Genomic DNA, 18619 nt, shown 5'->3' on the forward strand with positions numbered 1-18619 from the left:
CTAGCCAGAAAGCCTGACAGTCTTGCTGAGTGGGCAAACTTCTATGCGGATTGGTATTAAAACTTAAGGGCTATTCCGAGCCGCTGGAATATGTTGATGAAGTGTTAGAGCTGCCCAAGGAGGAAGAAAAGCCACTGGGGCCTGTGGAAGAGTTTGTTTCTGTGCTGGTTGCTATTTTCTTTTCATGGTTTGCATTTACTGCAATACAGTCCGGCTCTATCAGTGGCCGAAGAGGCAGAGAGTACACTTATGAGTCCTCGCCAACCCTGTTTATATTCATACTGTCTGTCAATATTTTACTTATAGTCATGCCACTGTACGCTGTAATCAAGTCCAGGTGGTTTTCGCCTGAGCATTAAAAAGGCTCCCTGAGGAGCCTTTGTTTATTTATTGGCTTTTACGGTATTCTTCGTAATCCATGTTGCTGAGCCAAACCGTTTGGTATGGCTTTAATTGCACAAAGCCCAGTACATCTTCTATCTGGTCGCGGGTGATCAAATCAATCCAGTTGTCGGTGCCAATCAGATTCAGATCGGATAACAAAATAGATTGTTCTTCATCAGTCACGTTAGAAATACAGAAAATGCTCTGCCTGCGATTCAGGCTCTGACGCCAGTAACCAAACAGAGAAGGGCCCAGCTGTAAGGTAAACTGCGTAGCGTTAGGGTGGAAAGCTTCCTGCGCCTTACGGATGCGGATCAACTGCGACAACCGTGTTAGCACCTTATGATGTTGCGAATAAGGTGAGTCGAGCTGTGATTCCAGTTCAGAGTAATCCCAGCGTTTGCGGTTAATCGAACGGTTCTGGCCGGTATTGGCCACTTTATCGTAGTCGTTGGAAGTACCCAGTAAGCTGTGAATATAAAGCCCTGGAATACCTTCCATACCAAGCATCATTGCGTGAGCACACAGGAAACGGTCGACCTGGAATTTATCCGGACCTTTTACCGTGCCTTGCATGGCATCAAACAGCGTAATGTTGATTTCGTAAGGCTTTTGCTGGCCATGCTCACTGGAACGCCACGAAATGCGGCCGCCAAAGTTTTGCATCGACTGCACCAGCGTACCAATTTCCTCGTCACTCAGCAGGCCTTCTGCCGGGCGTAACCCAATGCCGTCGTGGGAGGCAATAAAGTTAAAGTAGGTGGTGCCGTTCTGCGCTGGTGGCATACTCATCATCCAGCTCTTAAGGTAAGTACAGTCACCGGTGACCATGGTATTCACCAACAGCGGCGGCAGCGAGAAGTTATAAATCGCGTGGGCTTCGTTAGCGTTACCAAAATAGGTCAGGTTCTCGCGATTGGGAATGTTGGTCTCAGTAATAATAATGATACTGGGATCCACATGCTCAATCAGCGTTCTCATCAGGCGAATTACTTCATGAGTTTGCGGCAGGTTAATACATTTAGTGCCAATGATTTTCCATAAAAAGGCCACCGCATCCAGGCGGAATAACTTGGCGCCGTTATCAATGTAATGCTTGATGATTTGAATAAAGGTGATCAGTACCTTGGGATTTCTAAAGTCAAAATCCACCTGGTCGTGGCTGAATGTACACCATACGTGCTGGGTGCCGTTTGCCGTTTCTGTTTCACGCAGTAACGGGCTGGTTCGCGGGCGGGTCACATCGGTTAAATCTGCCGTGGGATCGGCAGTTAAAAAGAAGTCGCTGCCCGGGCCTTCGCCTTTGATAAAGTTGTCAAACCACATACTGCGCGAGGAGCAGTGGTTAATTACCAAATCAAACATCAGGCCGTATTCCGCCGCAATGCGGTGTACGTCTGACCAGGTACCCAGTGATTCGTTTACACTTGAATAGTTTATTACCGAAAAGCCGTCATCAGAGCTAAACGGGAAGAAGGGCAGGATATGGACTTTGTTAACGGTGTTTTTGCAATAGGTATGTAAAAACCTGAACAGCGTAAACAAGGGTGACTCGTGCTCGTTGATCACGCTGTCACCGTAGGTGATCATCACGATATCCTGCTCATCCCAGTAATTTCTGTGCGGCTCGGGGATCACTATGTCATCTTCCTGGTTCAGGCCGATCGTGTTCATCAGCTCTGTGGCCAGTTCGCCAATCGGCGTGCTGGTTACCACATCTGCATAGATAAACTGAAGATGATGACTAATTTTTTCGTGTAAGTAATCCCAGCGTTTTGTCATTGATTATCCTTTAAATTCTTCTGTGTCAGCTTCAACCGCTTCGAGCAGGCGATCAAGAATGTCGGGTACCGCACTGGTTACTCGGTTCCAGCTTGGAATAAATGGCGTTTCCATTGGATTTTCCAGGAAATGCTGACCGGCTTTCATAATGTTACTGGCAAACATTTCCACCGCTTTTTCTTCGCTGTGAATGTCCAGTGACAGGCCGTTCATTACCGCATCGTTGTGATAGGTCTCAATAAAGTCCAGTGCGATACGGTAGTAAGTGGCTTTAATCGAGCGGAACATTTCATTACTGAATGATTGCCCCTGGGTTGCTAACTTACGGAACAGGGCTTTGGTAATGTCGATAGACATTTTAGATAAACCGCCTTGTTCGTTATTCAGCGACAGATCCTGGTGTTTATGGTCGTAGGTCTCGGCGATATCCGCCTGACATAAACGGTTGTGCGAATAGTTACGGTGCATTTCCGACAGTACGCCAATTTCCAGACCCCAGTCACTCGGGATGCGGATATCGTTAAGTACGTCGCGACGGAAAGAGAACTCACCGGCTAACGGGTAGCGGAAGCTGTCCATAAATTCGATGTATTCGTTGTCACCCAGCGTGCGCTTGAGTGCGCGCAGCAGTGGTGTAACCAGTAAGCGTGATACGCGGCCGTTGATCTTACCGTCGGCGACGCGGGCGTAATAGCCCTTACAGAACTCATAGTTAAATTGCGGGTTGGCTACCGGGTAAATCAGACGAGCCAGTAAGTCACGGTTATAGGTAATAATATCGCAATCGTGTAAGGCCACGGATTCGGCTTTGTTTGAGGCCAGAATATAGCCCATGCAATACCACACATTGCGGCCTTTACCCAGTTCCTTTGGTGCTAGATCAAGAGCCTGAAGCTCTTCATCAATGGCTTTTAATCGTGGGCCATCATTCCATAAAATACGGTGGTGTTGCGGCAGGCGGCTGAAAAAGCCCTGGGCATGGCGGTACTGGTCCAGGTTGGCCCGGTCCAGTCCTATAACAATTTCAGACAGGTAAGGTACATTCGTTAGTTCGTCAACGATGTGGCCTAATGCCGGTCCTTCAAGCTCTGAAAACAAGGATGGCAGGATAAGTGCCATCGGACGTTTCTGAGAAAAGCGTAACAGCTCAGCTTCGAGTGCTTCAGTCGAGCGGCTGGCGAGATTGTGTAGCGTTGTCACGACACCATTTTGGTAAAAATCGGCCATGTGTCCTCCTAATCTTTCAATGAAAGCAATTGTGTAAGCGTTTCTGTCCAGCCCTCAGGGCCAAGTTTTGTGCTGGTATATACGTTATCTTTTTTATCCAGTGGGGGAGGCTCATGCGTGGGTGACGCTATGCGCACGGCAATATCGGCAGCTTCCATCATGGCGATGTCATTTTTGCCATCACCTAATGCAATAGACGTTGCAGTAACCGCCGATTGACGCCGATACTCCTCCATAAACCAGCTTAGTGCCTTACCTTTAGTACAGTCTCCGGAAATATGGATGAAACGCCCGCCTTCCAGCGGTGTCGCGCCACGTTCTCTGACTGACTCGATAAATTCGGCTTTGCGAATATCACTACCAAGCCACATTACCGGTTCGCCAAATTGGCGTTTGGCTGCTAAGCGGGCTTCATCCTCGCTCAAACCGGTGGCAGCCATTAAATCTTCGGTGCTCATTTCGCTGAAGTGAGTAAATTCACCGGCGAAATCAGCTTTAACAATTTCAAGTAATTTTAACCAGTAGCCCTTTGACGAAATAAAGGACTTACACCAAAAACCGTCCTGCCAGATAGTACCGGCCGGTTTTTGTTTAAAAAAGCCGTGTGGAATATAAGCCGCTGCGCCGTTCTCCACCACAAACGGGCCGTTCAAACCGATCTTTTCCCGTAGCTCGGTCATCTCTGCAAAGGTTTTACTGGTATTGGGTATCACCGGTATCCCGCGCTCCGCCAGTGCATCCAGCGTGGGCTGGGCGGCGGCAAAACTATAGGTATGATGATCCAGCAACGTGCCGTCCATGTCAGTAAAGATCACAGTACTTGATTGATCCATTAAACAGCCTTTTCTACATGAGTGATTTGACGGGTTTCGTCCAGATGGTAAACGTAATTACACTGCTGCGGCAATGTTTCCAGACTCTGCTCTGTTAAGCGTTGATAATGCTGTATAAACCGTTCGATTTCCAGGTCGGTCATAATGCCACTGTGCGCTTCAGATGAACCCAGTTTAGCAGCGAGTTTGTGTTCCTGCTCTTTTCGCCAGCTATATACCTGATCAAAAGAGGGCGCTTTGAGCATTACCCAGAAAGACATTTGTTCAAACAGGGCCTGGTATGAATCTGCCAGTTGCTTATTAACGTAGTTGCGCCAGGTGCCTAATGGATCTTCATCACGCTCCAGTGCGTTAACCGGTTCAGCCAGCTGGGCTTTGGTTTGTGGTTTTACGCCCCAACACCAGCCTTCTACCAAAACAATGTCTGGCGGCGAATGAATAACCGGCCAGTCAACTACCGGAAAAGGGTTGTCGATGGCTTTATTAAAGCGTGGAATCGAGACAGTGCCATAGCCTCGTAAGCGGTCGAAGGTAGTCTGGGCCAGTGACACATCGTGGGTGCCGGGTACGCCCCGGGTAGCCAGTAACGGGTGAACTTTTATAGCCAGCGCGTTGCGACTCGATTTATCCAGATAAAAATCATCGAGCGATAACGACACAACATTGAGCTTTTTAAACTCGCTCAGGTAAAACACTAAAAAGTCACACAGCGTAGATTTTCCCGAGCCCTGGCAACCATTCACACCAACGAAAAATGGCTTTTTTGCACTATTTTGGTGCCCATGGATTTCATCTGCTAATGGGATGAACCATTTTTGTGCAATGTCGCGGTAGCTCTCTGGAAGTTGATGCGCCGCAAGAAATGTAGAAATGTCCATAAAGCTGCCTTAGTTATTGATGATTCGCACAGCATACTTGTAATTTTGTTACAACATTTGTGCCAATTCAGTCGATAATTACTGCTTAACGATCCCTTTTGGTTATGATTGCACAAAAAGCGATCGAATACAGGTGTCAGCATGCTTTAAGAAGCGGTTTATCCCTTATTCGCTATAATCACTGCCCGTTTGGGGGCGGGGTAACCCTCAATCGTTTTAGAAGGGTCATCCGGGTCAAGAAAATCCACCAGCGAATGGTTGGTCATCCAACTGGTAGCGCGCTGCTCTTCAGTGCTGGTGACGCACTCATCCACAACCTGGCAGTCAGTAAAGCCAAGCCGCTGCAGCCACACTAACAGTGCTTTCGAGCTGGGCAGGAACCAGACATTGCGCATTTGCGCGTAACGCTCGCCCGCCATTAATACGGTTTGTTCGTCACCATCAACCACCAGGGTTTCCAGCACTAGCTGGCCGCCTTTGCGTAATTGTGACTTAAGCTGCTGTAAAAATTCCATGGGGTCGCGGCGATGATAAAGTACGCCCATCGAAAAGACCGTATCGAATGCGCCCACCGGCTGCATCTGTTCAATACCCAGGGGTAAAAAGTGCACTGGAGCCTGGCCGATAAAATGCTTTATTGCTAAGAACTGAATCAGGAATAACTGGGTAGGGTCGATACCGTAAACGCCTGCGGCGCCTTCGCCATACATGCGCCACAGGTGGTAGCCACTGCCGCAGCCTACATCCAGTACCTGTCTGCCGCCCAGTGGTGCCAGATGCGGTAACACCCGATCCCACTTCCAGTCGGAGCGCCATTCCGTATCAATGTGGATGCCGTGAACATGATAAGGCCCTTTACGCCATGGCATAAACTGGCGCAGTAACCCTTCAATCTGCTTTTGGGTGTAGGTATCGATGTCTGCTTCAGAACCTATGGTGACAGACTCTTTAAAGTCGAGTGTACTACTTTCAGTGGCTGGTAATTTGGCAACCAGCTTTTGCCATTTTTTAAACTCACCATGTAGCGCTGTACTGTGCCACTCATCCATTTGCCGGGGCAGGGTATTGAGCCAGTGTGACAAAGGTCCGTTTAGCAGATCTTTATAACAGCTGTGAAAGAGTTCAGATGCAGACATAGATAGTTAACCCGGGTTATTTAATTGCCACCAGTGACATAAAGTTAAAACAGCGATACCACATTACCACATCAGCAAAGCCCGCTTCTTTGAGCCGTGCCTGATGGATATCAAAGGTGTCGATAAGCATTACATTTTCCAGCGCCGCCCGCTTCTGGCTGATCTCAAGCTCGCTGTAACCGTTCTGGCGTTTAAACTGCAGGTGCAAATCATTGATCACTTCGTTGCCCCGGTCATCATCGTGGCGAATTTTCTCAGAAATAACAAAAATACCGCCCGGTAGCAGGCCGTCGTAGATTTGCTTAATAATAGCAGCGCGTTCCGGTGGGGGAATAAACTGCAGGGTAAAATTCATCACCGCCATAGACGCATTTTTAATGTCTTCTGATTGCGCAAATCCCTGCTTTACGGTGATTGGGTTGGGCAACTGAAAGGCCTCAACTTTGCGCTGACAACGCTCAACCATGGCCGCTGAGCTGTCGACGGCAATAATATTGCAGTGGTCTTCAGGGCAATGGCGTGACACCGAAAATGACGCTGCACCTAAAGAGCAGCCCAGATCATACACGTTGGTATTGGCTTTTACGTGGCTGGCTGCCAGCTGACCTATGGTTTCGATAATGGTTTGGTAACCGGGAATAGAGCGGCTAATCATGTCGGGAAATACATCCGCAACGGCATCATCAAACTGGAAATCGCTGACCTGTTTTAAAGGCGAAGCAAACAGATTGTCTTTATTCGACACGATAAATTCTTCTTTAGTAGCAGTTTGGGCGGCAATTTTACCCGGTGGCGGCAGAAAACCAAGCCTGTATATAAAAAAATTCGGTAATACGGCATTCTTTACTTCAATCGTTTAATCTTTAGTATTAACCTATACTCATTGATAATAATGACAGCCACCGAGGCACCGATTTAATGAAGTTTATAATTGCCGACGATCATCCGCTTTTCAGGGAAGCTTTATCAGGCGCGTTAACCCCGCTGTTTGAAGGACTGGAAGTTCTTGAAGCTGAATCGACGGATGCATTAATTGAACTTTTGGCTCGCAGCAAAGATGTTGACCTGCTGCTTCTGGATTTATCCATGCCGGGCGCCAACTGGTTTGAAACGCTCGCTACGGTAAAAGAACGTTATCCGGCGTTACCTATTGTGATGGTTTCGGCCAATGACGATATCGATGTTATTTCACAGGCAATCACTCTGGGCGCTAAAGGTTACATCACCAAAGCCACGCCAACTAAAACCATCGCTGAAGCCATTGATATTGTCTTAAGCGGTGAACAGTGGCTGCCTGCTGATATTGCTGAAAAAATGACCTTCAATAGCGGCAATATGAACGACATGCTCGAGCGCTTTAAAGAACTTACTCCTAAGCAGGTATTAGTGCTGAAATACGTACGTGCAGGCATGATGAACAAGCAAATTGCCCACGAAATGAATGTCACCGAGGCAACGGTAAAAGCACACATCAGTGCGGCGCTTAAAAAATTGGATATCAATACCCGTACGCAAGCGGTGCTGTTGATGGACAAGCTTCAGATTAACTGATCCACTGTGATAGACCCGCAGCTTCCTCTGGTGGATATCCACCGTCACCTCGACGGTAATATCCGCCCGGAAACAATATGGGATCTTGCCACCAGGCATAACATTGCACTTCCTGCTAAAGATCTCGACGAACTTCGCCCGCTATGCCAAATCCAGGATAAAACTGCCGACTTACTGGCGTTTCTTTCACGGCTGGATTATGGCATTTCCGTACTAGCAGATACCGACGCCTGCTACCGTATTGCATACGAAAACATGCAGGATGCAAAGCGAGCCGGGCTCGACTACGTTGAGCTAAGATTTTCCCCTTTCTACATGGCGCAATCACATCAGTTAAACATAGCGGATGTGGTGGAAGCGACCATAGCCGGCTGTGCCGACGGCAGTCGCGATTTTGCGATTAAGCATAATTTAATCGGTATCCTGAGCCGTACTTTTGGTACGGATGCCTGCACCCGGGAACTTAACGGTTTGCTGGCACGTAAAGACCATATCACGGCACTGGATTTAGCCGGCGATGAGCTGGGTTATCCGGCGCCATTGTTCACCGAACACTTCAAGCAAGCCCGGGATGCTGGTTGGCAGATTACAGTACATGCCGGCGAAGCCGATGGCCCGCAGAGTATCTGGAATGCCATTGAGCTACTGGGAGCCAGTCGGATAGGGCACTGTGTAGCCGCTAAAGACGATGACAGGCTGCTTGAGTATCTGGTAGAGCACAACATTGGTGTGGAAAGCTGCCCAACATCCAACTACCAGACCGCTACCGTGGTAGATACCGCCAATCACCCTATGAAAGGCTTTTTAGAAGCCGGCGTGGAAGTGACTCTCAACACCGATGATCCTGGCGTATCGGCTATTGATATTGGCGATGAATACCAGGTGGCCAGAGACGTTATTCAGTTAAGTGATGAGCAACTGCGGCAAATTCAGATCAATGGTGTTAACCAGTCGTTTATCTCCGCTACAGAAAAACAGCAATTATTCGAAATGGCTTTAAAGCGCTAAGCTTTGGAGCCTATTTTTAGTGCAGATAGAATCGAAAAAGGCACCATCTGGTGCCTTTTTTAGTAACGGGCAATGCCGGGCTATCTGATTGCAGCAACCAGCTCTTCCGGCGCAAAATCATCGACAGCGATAATCTTGGCGCGGCCTTTTTCGGTGCGCTTGAGCAGCTCTGCTTCTGCCTCGCTGATCAGATCCTTCGCCAGGGCTTCTTCGGCCAGTTGATCTAACTGGGTAAAGCTGCGTTTTTCGCCCAGAGCACGGCAGATATTGTCGAACACCGGCTCTGCTGCCAGTACATCTTCCAGCGTTTGCTCCAGTTCTCCCGGCAGGCTGCCAGGCTCGCGGGTGAGATACTGGCCCTGTCCAAGGCGGGTTCTGGCAGTACCGGGTTGCTGTAGCAATCTGGCAATTGCATGCTCAGTGGCATCGCTCGGCTTGGATACCCGATGACCAAAGGGGATCAGTTTTAACTTTAATACCAGTCCCAGCCACTTAACCGGGAAGTTATCCAGGAAGTCCATCAGCGCGGTTTCCAGGTTATAAATCAGATCCTGCATTGCCCAGTGAAGTAGCGGCAGGTCTTCATGTTGACGGCCTTCTTCGTCGAAACGTTTAAGGGTAGCACTGGCCAGGTAAATGTAACTTAACAGGTCGCCAAGGCGTGCTGATAAGCGTTCACGACGTTTCAGCGTGCCGCCAAGAATGCCCATAGATAAGTCGGTGAGCAACGCCAGGTTAGCACTGTAACCTTGCAGCAGTTGATAATAGCGGGCGGTGCTGTCTTTGAACGGAGACTGGTGGAAGTAACCGCCGGTGAGCGTAAACCAGATGCTGCGGTACGCATTGGCAAGCGCAAAGCCAATATGGCCAAATACTGCTTTATCGAATGCCTTGATTGCTTCCTGTTCATCAGAAAGTGCGGCGGCCTTAATTTCGTCCAGCACAAAGGGGTGACAACGCATGGCACCCTGACCAAAAATCATCATGTTACGGGTCAGGATGTTAGCGCCTTCTACCGTGATAGAAATAGGCATCCCCTGATAACCGCGGCCAAGATAGTTATTTGGCCCAAGCATAATACCTTTACCACCATGCACATCCATGGCGTCGTTCACGGTAACTCGCGACCGTTCGGTGAGATGATATTTACAAATGGCCGAGATCACCGAGGGCTTTTCACCCAGGTCTACGCCCACGGTTGAGAAGCGGGTTACCGCATCCATCATGTAGGCATTACCGCCGATACGGGCGAGCATCTCTTCCACGCCTTCCATATGCCCGATAGGGAGCTTAAACTGACGTCTGATACGCGCATAAGCGCCAGTAGACATCGCACAGGATTTGGCGCCGCCAGCAGAGGTGGAGGGCAGGGTAATACAGCGGCCTACCGACAAACACTCCATAAGCATCCGCCAGCCTTTACCGGCCATGTCTGCGCCACCAATGATGTAATCCAGCGGTACAAAAATATCGTTACCCCTTACCGGACCGTTCTGAAACGGTGTATTAAGCGGGAAGTGGCGTCGGCCAACGTCAAGCCCTTTGGTATCATGCGGAATCAGCGCGCAGGTGATACCCAGCTCTTTTTTGCTGCCTAGCAGACCATCGGGGTCGTACAGTTTAAAGGCCAGACCAATCACCGTGGCAACCGGTGCCAGGGTAATGTAACGCTTGTCGAATGTCAGGCGCATACCAAGTACTTCTTCACCTTCCCACTCGCCTTTGCACACAATCCCCTGATCAGGGATTGCACCGGCATCAGAGCCCGCTTCCGGGCTGGTTAAGGCAAAGCAGGGGATCTCATCGCCACTGGCCAGGCGCGGCAGATAATGATTTTTCTGCGCTTCAGTACCGTAATGCTGAAGGAGTTCACCCGGCCCTAACGAGTTAGGTACCCCAACCGTACTTGAGAGCACGGCACTGGTGCCAGCCAGTTTCTGAATAACACGGGACTGGGCAAATGCAGAAAACTCCAGACCACCGTATTCCTTTTTAATGATCATGGCGAAGAACTTGTGTTCTTTCAGGTAAGCCCAGACCTCCGACGGCAAATCAGCGTCTTTATGATTTACCTGCCATTCGTCAATCATGCTACAAACTTTGTCTACCGGTCCGTCGAGAAATGCCTGTTCTTCTGGAGTCAGACGACCCATGGGAATGGCATGCAGTTTCTGCCAGTCAGGGCGGCCGGAAAAGATCTCGCCGTCCCACCACACGGTACCGGCATCAATGGCTTCCTGCTCGGTGGTCGACATCTCCGGCATGACCTTGCGATAAAAGGCCAGCATCGGCTTGGTGAGGTAAGGAATACGGATGGATGGCACCGCAAAAGGGGCCATAACAACAATAAACACGAGCCAGCTAAGCAGCCCTAAAGAACCAAAAATAGTACCAACTAACAGTATGCCGCCTGCAACAATAATGGCATTCATTAAGGGCAGGCGTTGATAGGCGGCCACACACAGTGACAGTATTACCAGTAACACCCAAATAAAATCAGACATTTGTTCTCCTCGTCCAAGTACTCTGTTTTGAGGTCTGACCAGATACCTTAAAGCTATCCTCGCTGCGGCGAAAAATCAAGTTATAGTGTGATGACAACTGGCTGAGGCAGTGTCATAAAATAATGACGAATGACATGACAGGCGTGGATATCGGCAAGACGTGAGAGTGGCATGCACTATGGCATGCCACCAGAAGATTAATCGCTGCGCTTGGTGGAAAAGGCTTTTAAGCGTAAGTCGCCTTGTTCGTCACCGTCTTTAAACTGCTGTAAACGCACCAGCTGGTAGTTTAAGTCCGGTGCAAACCAGGCCAGTGTGTAGCGGCTTTTTGACTCGCGCACGATTTCTACTTTAATGGCTTCAATTTTGCCATAGGGTAAATCAACGGTTTCTTTACCCAGTACGCGCATACCGTAATGGCGCTGCTGGCCGCGGTAATTAATAAAGTCGTAACTTAAATCTTCTACTCCCCGGGACAGGCGAATAGGCGCATCAAGGCGGTACAGCTGGTTATCCAGCTCGCCCTGCCAGGGCAGCGAGTAAGCTTCGTCATCTTTGTTAATTTGGATCTGCCCGCCATCATCGCCAGGAAATTCCACTTTCAGGCTTTTGTCCGGGCCGGTGCCGGTGCGTGAGTAGTTGTATTGCTGCGGCACCAGGTGATCGCCCTCAACCATAAATATAGAATGTTCAAAGCGTTTATCCGACAGAAAGAATTTAGAGACTTTAGACTGATAGGTCAGTGAATAAAGACCTTCGGATAATTCTTCCAGTGATATTTTGGCGGAGCCCAGATTATCGTCCCATTTGTAAGCGTAATAAACGGCTTCAAAGGGGGTGATTAGATTGGTGGAGTCTGATGGGGTGGTGTCGGCCAGTGCCGACACACATAATAAGCCTGACAGGAGCGTCAGGGCCAGAGATTTAGTCGTTCGCGTAACCGTTGTCCGGAAGAACTTTACCATCTAATAATGCCTTATTGTTGTTCATTTTAAGCCGGCCACTGCAATACCAGTGAACCACTAGCGGGTAAATACTACGTTCCTGCTCCTGTACCCGTTGGGCGAGGGCATCGGCGTTATCATCTTCAAACACCGGGACTTTACATTGAATGATGACAGGCCCGCCGTCAAGCTCGGGCGTCACAAAATGAACACTCAGGCCGTGTTCATCGTCATCATTATCCAGTGCACGCTGATGAGTATTTAACCCTTTGTACTTGGGCAACAAAGATGGGTGAATGTTCAATAGGCGGCCGCTAAAATGTTCGACAAACTCACTGGTGAGAATGCGCATAAAGCCGGCCAGCACAACGCAATCAGGCTGATAACTGTCCAGGGTGGTCAGTAGGGCCTGATCATAGGTTTCACGGTCTTCGTACTGTTTGTGATCCAAACAGATGGCTTCGATGCCCGCATTGCGGGCTCTTTCCAGACCATATGCGTCGGGGCGGTTAGAGATGACGCAGGCAATATTCGCATTGATTTTGCCGGCCTCTACCCAGTCGATAATGGCCTGCAGGTTAGAGCCATTACCCGAGATCATGACGCAAATGTTAGGTGTTGTACTCATGTGACTAATTGATCTCAACCTGATTTTCGCCGTCCAGGTCGGCAATTTCACCTAACAGCCAGGCTTTCTCACCGGCGTCGTTTAACACAGCCAGGGCCGCATCCACATCCTGCTCGTCTACTACCAGGATCAGGCCAACACCGCAGTTAAAGGTACGGTACATTTCGTGGGTTTCTACGTTACCGTTGTCCTGTAACCAGTTGAATACCGCGGGCCATTGCCAGCTGTTGGCATCTACAACGGCTTTTTTGTCGTCAGGCAGTACGCGCGGGATATTTTCCCAGAAGCCGCCACCGGTGATGTGCGAGATGGCTGCAACTTTCACGCTTTCCAGTAACTTAAGTACCGATTTCACGTAAATGCGTGTTGGGGCAAGCAGTTGGTCGATAACCGGTGAGCCGTTCAGGTCAGCATTTACATCGGCACCACTGACTTCGATGATCTTACGGATTAATGAGTAGCCATTAGAATGTGGGCCGGATGAACCCAGCGCCAGAATTTTCTGTCCCGCTTTAACCGTGCTGCCGTCAATCACATCATCTGCTTCTACTACACCAACACAGAAACCCGCGATATCGTAATCGTCACCGTGATACATGCCGGGCATTTCTGCCGTTTCGCCACCAATCAGGGCACAGCCAGCTTGCTCACAACCGGTGCCAATGCCCGATACCACTGCTGCGGCCGTATCGACATTCAGTTTACCTGTAGCATAGTAATCGAGGAAAAACAGAGGCTCAGCGCCCTGAACAATCAGGTCGTTTACGCACATCGCAACCAGATCGATTCCCACGCTGTCGTGACGCTCAAAGTCCATGGCTAAGCGTAACTTGGTACCAACACCATCTGTTCCAGATACCAACAACGGATTTTTGTATTTTTCCGGCAGTGAACACAGTGCACCAAAACCACCTAAACCACCGCGCACTTCAGGGCGGTGAGTGCGTTTGGTAACGGACTTGATGCGTTCAACGAGTTGGTTTCCAGCGTCGATATCGACACCGGCATCTTTATAACTTAATGATGTATTTTTTTCAGACACGGGTAAGCCTTGTTGCATGGACTGGTTTGAATGCGCGGATTCTACCAGTATCCGGGGGTAAGTCCAACGTGTATGCAGGGTTTACTTGGTAAATTGCACCAATGTTTAATCACGTGTCTGTATAAATTGTCGCCAGTCAGTCCGCATATTGTTTACCAGAACGCAGATAAGCCAATAATTAAGGTGAAAAACGTGTTTAAATAGATAACAATAAACCGTCCGAGGGGCGTGCACCTTTATTGCGATTAACATGGAGTTTGCGAAGCTTTTGCCCGTAGCAGAATTACTTAATTTACCGAGAAAACTCTCGCAGTTGACGGCCGCCATTACCTTACTGGTAGGTAGTGCCTGGCTCGGCATGGCCCACGCCAGTTCCACTGTTGAACTCGGTACCGGCAAGGTATCGGTAGACAACAAGTCCAGCCGCGCACTCAGCAACGGCACCCGCGCAGCGCTTGAACAGTTGCTGGTAAAAATCACCGGGCAACAGGATATCAGTGATTATCAAACCGTTGATATCATTCGCCGTAATGCCAACCGTTATCTGCGGGCTTACCGCTTTACCGAAGAACAGGGCGAGTTGTTCTTAGTTGCAGAATTCGACCGCGAACTTATTGAAACCGAACTGGTTAAACAAGGCTTGCCTATCTGGGGAAGCCGACGCCCGGATGCATTGTTATGGCTCGCCATCGAAGATGCCGACGGTGAGCGCCGTATTGTCGACGACGGCAATCAGAGTGAACTGGCAAGGATGACTCGTCGCCAGGCCGAAACCCGCGGCGTGCCTTTAGCCTTACCGCTGATGGATCTGGACGACACGCTTACCATTAATGGCTACGACGTGTGGGGCTTGTTTCCCGAACAGCTCGTTAATGCAGCCAGTCGCTATAACGTAGATTACGTGCTGGCCGCGCGGCTATATCCAAACCGCACACGCGAAATTGTATATCGCGAACCAGAACGCCCGGTATCCACCCGGTTTATTCCTGAACCTTTTAATGTGCCTGCACTGCGAGTCAATGAATTTGGCGAGGTTATTCTACCTTTACTGGCGGAAATGGACGCAATTGAAATGTCTTGGGTAGAAAAAGAATCTGCCAGTGGGCCGGTGTTTACCCAGGAAGAGTTTTCCACGGTTGCGGCGCGTGCTAAAAAAGGCCGCTATTCATTGGATTATTTGTATCTGGCCGCCAATCAGGGCGCTTATCAGATCACCCACGACACGCTTATCGGCGATGAGCCCGAAGCGCTGCTAACCACCTTTATTAACGACTACGCTAATTACCTCGGTCAGAATTTTTCGATTTTACCTACCGATGGTAATGCCGCGCAGGCAATTGAAATTTCAGTGGGTAATCTGTCGAGCCTGGCGGGTGTGGTTGCGGTACAAAACTACTTAAAGAACCTTAGCGTGACCGACAAAGTCATGCTGGTTAAACAGCAGGGGATGGTGAGTACGTTCCGCCTTAATCTGCTGGGTACTGAGCAGGACCTGCGCTCAGTGTTATCACTCGATAGCCAGTTACAGCCGTTGACCGATGCCTTTGGTCAGCCTCTGGAAGGCATGCATTACTTCTGGAGTCAGTAACCATGCAGCTGCCTTTACCGGTTACGCTTCCTGATGACGAGACCTTCGACAGCTTTATTTCCGGCGGGAATGATGAGGTGGTGTCGTTATTAAGTTGTGTGGCTAGCCATTCGCCCGACTGGCGTGGCGAACCGGCTCTGGCGTTACTGGATGCGGCATCCATTCCACTTATTAATCTGGTAGGCAGTTCCGGGCGTGGTAAAAGCCATTTGCTTTACGCCACGTGCCATCAGCTGGCGGCCCGGGAAATTCCACATGCCTATGTGAATTTTACGGATGTGGTTAATTTATCGCCCAAGCTGCTTGAGGCGCTCGAACAATTGCCGGTGATTTGTCTGGATAATCTGGAAGCCATTGCCGGCCATGCAGCATGGGAAGAAGCAGTGTTTGATCTGATTAACCGCGTAAGCGAAACGCGCATTGGCCTGTTGATTGTGGCAGCGCAGTCTGGCCCGAATGCCAGTAATGTGCGGCTGCCGGACCTGCGTTCGCGTATCAGTGCCGGATTAACTTACCAGTTAGTATCGCTTAATGATGAACAGCGCGGTGAAGTGTTAAGCTCGCGGGCACAGCAGCGGGGGTTATCCTTGTCGGCCCAGGCGCTGCATTACTTGCTCAACCACAGTCAGCGGGATCTACCAAGTTTAATGGCGCTGCTCGACCGACTCGACCAGCGCTCATTACAAGAGCAAAAGAAAATCTCAGTCGCTCTGGTTAAACGAGAGCTGGCTGAGGACACGGATCCCTCCGCGTCTTAATATCTCAGGTGATTATCCCAGTGCCTCATTTGCAGGGCCGGGCGATAAGGCTTGTCTGAATCCTCCAGACGCAATGGTGATACCCGTTGCGAATCGGTCAGTGACTCAAAATCGTACCACGATGTATTGGCCCGCAGTTGAATAGTGGCCGGTAATTCCGCCTGGATCTGCGCCACATTGAGGCTGGGTAATACCCGTTCTACCGTGAACGCCGTTCTGGCCTGCAGGGTATCCTGATTTATCCGGTTGCGCTGGCCCCAGGTGATTAGGGCATCGGGATTGTTATTGTTGCCAATTACGCCCACATCGGCACTGACACCCAAACGATGCAGCATCATAAACCGTTCGAATAAGGTCGCATAGTCCTCACGCTCGGTATAATAAGCATAAAACGCTGGCGCAGTATCTGCACTGAATTCATCAGCGGCTTCACTCGCCGTGTAATTACGCTGCGCGGTAGTTGCCGTTTCGCCGCCAAAGGAGACATCTGCCAGTGCGTCCAGCACGGATGAGCTCAGCGGGTACTGGTTGTACAGTAAAGTAGACTGGGGCGCATTGTTCTGGAAGAAACTAAGTGGCGTTTGCGAATCTGCGATACTTGCCCAGGACGTTGGCGGGAAGAAGTCATTGGCATGAGCCAGCTCGTGGTACATCAACCAGGACAGGGCCGCTTCCAATTGCTCCAGATTACGGCTGTTGCGGTTGCTCGCAGCCAGCGAGGCCTGCGGGTAGTAATAGCTGTCGTTCTTAACGTAGCGCCAGTAAATACCAAACTGCAAATCGTTACCAAAATCACTGCGGTAGTCAGGCGCTGTATTTAACGTATCCCGCTCCTCGGGCGTACGCCAGAAGTTGCGGGCATCAAGGTAAATAGCGCCGGTGCGGACCCAGTAAAAAGACGGGCGCACGTCGTAAGAAATTACCACCGCCGTAACTCCGCGCAGCAAATTCAGCATATCTTCTGAGGTAGCCGAATTTTGCAGGAACTCAGCAAAGCGATCGCCCATCCACGGGTGCGACACCAGTGTTTTATTCAAAATGGTTTCAATGGTGGGGTTACTGGTTTGCATGCCAATTAATGGCAATTCGTTAAAGGTACAGCTGTTAACCAGCAGATTGGTATACACACACTCATTCAACCCATCTGCCCAGGGCGTGTCGGCCCGGTACGGAATGAGATCGGTGGTAAGGAACATGTCGTTCTGGGTGAAAATACCACTACTGCTTACCGGGGCATCGTTGATCCCGACTAATACGGTATCACTGGCGGTAGTGCCATCGTCAAAAGTCAGGGTGACCGAGAATTCCATCACTTCGTCTTTAGTCACTTCCGGAGCAGCAAAAAAGGCGCTTTGTAGCGGTCCGCCGGTGCTGTCTTCCTGATACACAATGTCTTCGGCTTCTGGCCCGGCAAGTTGCTCCCATTGTGCATCAGTGATGATTTTGGCGGTGGGTGAATCAACTCGCAAAGATACCCGGCCACGCTCGGTTGCCATATGGTCGAGGCGAATATTGGCCTGGTTATCCTCTGTTGTTGCTTCGGCATTGAGGCTGAAATTTAACGAGCGCTGCTGACCATTTGTCGTAGTGGTCGTTACCGTAAATTCATAGCTGCCGGCGGCCGGGATATCAAAGCCGACGGCCTGGGTATGGGCTGCCAGTAAATCAACCACAGGGCCGCTGGTTTGCTGCCAGTCAATGTTATCGAGGGATTGGCTGTCGTTGCTTAATACAACAAATCCAACCGATGCGCCGACGCTGGCATCCAGTTCGCCGAACAGGCGCAGGTTATCTGCAGTGAGGGCCGGTTCAACCTCTGTGAATCCGGGCGTTGGAGAACCTGGTGTTGGGGTTACGGTGCTGCCACCGCTATCGCCACCACCGCCACAACCACCGATCAATAACGCAGCCGATAAAGCGGCCGCGGTGCGGGTGGTTAAGAACGCTTTGAAAACCTCTCGCATTCCTCTTTCATCTCCTCTTTCAGCTTTTTCAGCCCCAGGCCCAGTTCCCGGCCCCGTAAACGGGCAAAAACACTGCAGCCGGTAAACATGCCGACTACCAGCACAACTTCCACTGCGGCCAGCCACCGTTCGCTTTCGACGGCGTAGAATACAGTGAGTCCATGTAGTAAATAGTACAACGCAATAAAATTAGCCCAGGCATGGGTATAAGGCTTAGCCTTGATGATGCCATGCAACGGCAATAATAAGGGTAAAACGTACAACAGAAAGATAAAGACCAGTGAATACTGCTGGTCGGTTGTTAAAAAAAGTTGCCACACAGAGATCCAGGCCAGTAAGCCCAGATGGCTGGCCAGAGCTAAAACGCGAAAACGTTGTGTCTTTGCGGACAT

At 50.0% G+C, this 18619-nt stretch carries 17 protein-coding genes; 5 read left to right on the forward strand and 12 right to left on the reverse strand.

The genetic code is table 11. The annotated features are described in order from the left end of the window. Window positions 1-29: 29 nt before the first annotated feature. The gene (locus D9T21_RS02855) at window positions 30-359 is read left to right on the forward strand and encodes a hypothetical protein (RefSeq protein ID WP_123323638.1); all 330 of its coding nucleotides are present in this window, start codon (window positions 30-32) and stop codon (window positions 357-359) included. 28 nt (window positions 360-387) lie between these two features. Here the strand turns inward: D9T21_RS02855 and D9T21_RS02860 are convergent, their stop codons facing one another. The 6 genes from D9T21_RS02860 to cmoA form a co-directional block, all read right to left on the reverse strand. Further along, entirely contained in the window at window positions 388-2166 is a 1779-nt protein-coding gene (locus tag D9T21_RS02860) for a sugar phosphorylase (RefSeq protein ID WP_123323639.1), read from the reverse strand. A 3-nt stretch (window positions 2167-2169) separates the two neighbouring features. Next, window positions 2170-3393, reverse strand: a complete 1224-nt coding sequence (locus D9T21_RS02865; protein ID WP_123323640.1) for a glycosyltransferase family protein — start codon at window positions 3391-3393, stop codon at window positions 2170-2172. Between the two features lie 8 nt (window positions 3394-3401). Next, window positions 3402-4226, reverse strand: a complete 825-nt coding sequence (locus D9T21_RS02870) for an HAD-IIB family hydrolase (RefSeq protein ID WP_123323641.1) — start codon at window positions 4224-4226, stop codon at window positions 3402-3404. Then, window positions 4226-5104 carry a kinase gene (locus D9T21_RS02875; RefSeq protein ID WP_123323642.1) on the reverse strand — a complete coding sequence of 293 codons (879 nt, stop codon included), beginning with the start codon at window positions 5102-5104 and terminating at the stop codon, window positions 4226-4228. The genes D9T21_RS02870 and D9T21_RS02875 overlap by 1 nt, the downstream gene beginning before the upstream one ends. 158 nt (window positions 5105-5262) lie before the next feature. Continuing rightward, complete coding sequence (cmoB, locus tag D9T21_RS02880; protein WP_123323643.1) at window positions 5263-6240, reverse strand: tRNA 5-methoxyuridine(34)/uridine 5-oxyacetic acid(34) synthase CmoB; 978 nt, start codon at window positions 6238-6240, stop codon at window positions 5263-5265. A 16-nt stretch (window positions 6241-6256) separates the two neighbouring features. Further along, window positions 6257-6985, reverse strand: coding sequence for a carboxy-S-adenosyl-L-methionine synthase CmoA (cmoA, locus tag D9T21_RS02885; protein WP_123323644.1), 729 nt, complete (start codon window positions 6983-6985; stop codon window positions 6257-6259). 173 nt (window positions 6986-7158) lie between these two features. Here cmoA and D9T21_RS02890 point away from each other — a divergent pair, with 173 nt between their 5' ends. Then, a complete protein-coding gene (locus tag D9T21_RS02890) occupies window positions 7159-7791 on the forward strand; it encodes a response regulator transcription factor (RefSeq protein ID WP_123323645.1) in 633 nt (210 codons plus the stop codon). A 6-nt stretch (window positions 7792-7797) separates the two neighbouring features. After that, a complete protein-coding gene (add, locus tag D9T21_RS02895; RefSeq protein WP_123323646.1) occupies window positions 7798-8799 on the forward strand; it encodes an adenosine deaminase in 1002 nt (333 codons plus the stop codon). An 80-nt stretch (window positions 8800-8879) separates the two neighbouring features. Here the strand turns inward: add and fadE are convergent, their stop codons facing one another. From fadE to purM, 4 genes are all read right to left on the reverse strand, one after another. Beyond that, window positions 8880-11303, reverse strand: a complete 2424-nt coding sequence (gene fadE / locus D9T21_RS02900; protein WP_123323647.1) for an acyl-CoA dehydrogenase FadE — start codon at window positions 11301-11303, stop codon at window positions 8880-8882. A gap of 197 nt (window positions 11304-11500) precedes the next feature. After that, window positions 11501-12268 carry a DUF3108 domain-containing protein gene (locus tag D9T21_RS02905; RefSeq protein WP_123323648.1) on the reverse strand — a complete coding sequence of 256 codons (768 nt, stop codon included), beginning with the start codon at window positions 12266-12268 and terminating at the stop codon, window positions 11501-11503. After that, entirely contained in the window at window positions 12228-12875 is a 648-nt protein-coding gene (gene purN, locus D9T21_RS02910) for a phosphoribosylglycinamide formyltransferase (RefSeq protein ID WP_123323649.1), read from the reverse strand. The genes D9T21_RS02905 and purN overlap by 41 nt, the downstream gene beginning before the upstream one ends. A gap of 4 nt (window positions 12876-12879) precedes the next feature. Then, window positions 12880-13917: a phosphoribosylformylglycinamidine cyclo-ligase gene (gene purM, locus D9T21_RS02915; RefSeq protein WP_123323737.1), complete on the reverse strand. Its 1038-nt coding sequence runs from the start codon at window positions 13915-13917 to the stop codon at window positions 12880-12882. A gap of 313 nt (window positions 13918-14230) precedes the next feature. Between purM and D9T21_RS02920 the strand changes: the two genes are divergently transcribed. Then, complete coding sequence (locus tag D9T21_RS02920; RefSeq protein WP_164464560.1) at window positions 14231-15505, forward strand: DUF2066 domain-containing protein; 1275 nt, start codon at window positions 14231-14233, stop codon at window positions 15503-15505. A gap of 2 nt (window positions 15506-15507) precedes the next feature. Then, window positions 15508-16263, forward strand: a complete 756-nt coding sequence (gene hda / locus D9T21_RS02925) for a DnaA regulatory inactivator Hda (RefSeq protein ID WP_123323651.1) — start codon at window positions 15508-15510, stop codon at window positions 16261-16263. Here the strand turns inward: hda and D9T21_RS02930 are convergent. Next, the gene (locus D9T21_RS02930; RefSeq protein WP_123323652.1) at window positions 16260-18227 is read right to left on the reverse strand and encodes a hypothetical protein; all 1968 of its coding nucleotides are present in this window, start codon (window positions 18225-18227) and stop codon (window positions 16260-16262) included. The two genes, hda and D9T21_RS02930, sit on opposite strands and share 4 nt — an antisense overlap. Then, the gene (locus D9T21_RS02935) at window positions 18200-18619 is read right to left on the reverse strand and encodes a DUF2069 domain-containing protein (RefSeq protein WP_123323738.1); all 420 of its coding nucleotides are present in this window, start codon (window positions 18617-18619) and stop codon (window positions 18200-18202) included. The genes D9T21_RS02930 and D9T21_RS02935 overlap by 28 nt, the downstream gene beginning before the upstream one ends.

The organism is Marisediminitalea oceani (assembly GCF_003731635.1).
GTDB lineage: Bacteria > Pseudomonadota > Gammaproteobacteria > Enterobacterales > Alteromonadaceae > Alteromonas > Alteromonas oceani.

Bases quoted from the DNA above. Each gene is read 5' to 3' on its own strand.
- D9T21_RS02860 (WP_123323639.1), bottom strand. From the start codon at position 2,166: ATGACAAAACGCTGGGATTACTTACACGAAAAAATTAGTCATCATCTT.
- D9T21_RS02865 (WP_123323640.1), bottom strand. From the start codon at position 3,393: ATGGCCGATTTTTACCAAAATGGTGTCGTGACAACGCTACACAATCTC.
- D9T21_RS02870 (WP_123323641.1), bottom strand. From the start codon at position 4,226: ATGGATCAATCAAGTACTGTGATCTTTACTGACATGGACGGCACGTTG.
- D9T21_RS02875 (WP_123323642.1), bottom strand. From the start codon at position 5,104: ATGGACATTTCTACATTTCTTGCGGCGCATCAACTTCCAGAGAGCTAC.
- cmoB (WP_123323643.1), bottom strand. From the start codon at position 6,240: ATGTCTGCATCTGAACTCTTTCACAGCTGTTATAAAGATCTGCTAAAC.
- D9T21_RS02890 (WP_123323645.1), top strand. From the start codon at position 7,159: ATGAAGTTTATAATTGCCGACGATCATCCGCTTTTCAGGGAAGCTTTA.
- fadE (WP_123323647.1), bottom strand. From the start codon at position 11,303: ATGTCTGATTTTATTTGGGTGTTACTGGTAATACTGTCACTGTGTGTG.
- D9T21_RS02905 (WP_123323648.1), bottom strand. From the start codon at position 12,268: ATGGTAAAGTTCTTCCGGACAACGGTTACGCGAACGACTAAATCTCTG.
- purN (WP_123323649.1), bottom strand. From the start codon at position 12,875: ATGAGTACAACACCTAACATTTGCGTCATGATCTCGGGTAATGGCTCT.
- hda (WP_123323651.1), top strand. From the start codon at position 15,508: ATGCAGCTGCCTTTACCGGTTACGCTTCCTGATGACGAGACCTTCGAC.
- D9T21_RS02930 (WP_123323652.1), bottom strand. From the start codon at position 18,227: ATGCGAGAGGTTTTCAAAGCGTTCTTAACCACCCGCACCGCGGCCGCT.
- D9T21_RS02935 (WP_123323738.1), bottom strand. From the start codon at position 18,619: ATGTCCGCAAAGACACAACGTTTTCGCGTTTTAGCTCTGGCCAGCCAT.